This window comes from Nemorincola caseinilytica, assembly GCF_039540515.1.
Lineage (GTDB): Bacteria > Bacteroidota > Bacteroidia > Chitinophagales > Chitinophagaceae > Nemorincola > Nemorincola caseinilytica.
In genome coordinates this window covers 1-611 of the sequence record NZ_BAABFA010000026.1, presented here as the reverse complement: position 1 = coordinate 611, position 611 = coordinate 1, and the positions used below count along the sequence as shown (strand labels likewise).

Sequence of the window (611 nt, the reverse complement as noted above, 5' to 3'; positions counted from 1 at the left end):
AAGCTTATCGTTGTAGTACCCGCAGATACACCACCCACTACACCCGTAGGGTTCACTGTGCCCACTGCCGGGTTCGTGCTGCTCCAGCTGCCGCCCGGTGTTGCCGATGAGGTCAATGTCGTTGTCGCACCCTCGCACACTGCCATCGGACCGCCACCTATCGCTGCAGGCAGGGCATCCACCGTCACTACCGTGGTAGTGGTACAGCCCGTACCGAGCGAGTAGGTAAGGCTTGCCGTGCCGGTAGCAAGACCCGTCACAGCACCTGCGGGGGTCACACTTACCACTGCGCCCGATGGGCCCCATGAGCCTCCGCCGGGCGTGGCAGAAAGTGTAATTGTAGCATTAAGACATACATGTATGGGGCCGGCAGGGGTCACCGGTAAAGAGTTCACCGTCAGCACCGCGCTGCGTGTACAGCCGTTCGCCCGCGTGAACACTATCGTAGTATTGCCGGAGCTGATACCACCCGCTACACCGCCCGGAGAGGAAATGGTACCTATCGCAGGGGTCACACTCATCCAGGTGCCACCTGCCGCAGGTGTGCTGCTCAGGGTGGTGGTGGTACCTATGCACACACCCAGCGCACCTGTGATGGCTGTAGGCGTATC

General features: G+C 61.0%; 1 protein-coding gene. It reads right to left on the bottom strand.

The annotated features are described in order from the left end of the window. Positions 1-611, bottom strand: a 611-nt coding sequence (locus tag ABD843_RS16315; protein WP_345085645.1) for an Ig-like domain-containing protein, incomplete at both ends; no start/stop codon positions are given.